The following is a 388-nucleotide window of genomic DNA, read 5'->3' as shown; positions in this document are numbered from 1 at the left end:
TCGGCGATTGGGACGAAGTCGTAACAAGGTAGCCGTACCGGAAGGTGCGGCTGGATCACCTCCTTTCTAAGGAGCATCTGTCCATGCATCCCGAAGAGTCGGTGAATGTGTGTGACCAGAGGCCGTTTGTCTCCGTATGTGGGACACGGTTGCTCATGGGTGGAACGCTGACAAGCATCATCGTGTCGGAGGAAGCATCATGTTTTCTTCTGCGGTGGTTATATCGGTGCGCTGTTGGGTCCTGAGAGAACACGTTTTCGTGTTTGATCAGCGACGATGATCTTCGAAAGTTCTTGCCTGTGGGTGGGTTCCGGTAGGGGTTGTTGTGTGTTGTTTGAGAACTGCACAGTGGACGCGAGCATCTTTGTTGTAAGTGTTTATGAGCGTA

General features: G+C 52.1%; 1 rRNA gene. It reads left to right on the top strand.

The window, feature by feature from the left end:
* A 16S ribosomal RNA gene (locus HCA61_RS25905) occupies positions 1 to 66 on the top strand; the annotation flags it as partial.
* Between the last annotated feature and the right edge of the window lie 322 nt (positions 67 to 388).

This window comes from Rhodococcus sp. HNM0563, from assembly GCF_012726195.1.
Classification (GTDB): domain Bacteria; phylum Actinomycetota; class Actinomycetes; order Mycobacteriales; family Mycobacteriaceae; genus Rhodococcus.
This window is presented reverse-complemented; position numbering and strand designations above follow the sequence as displayed.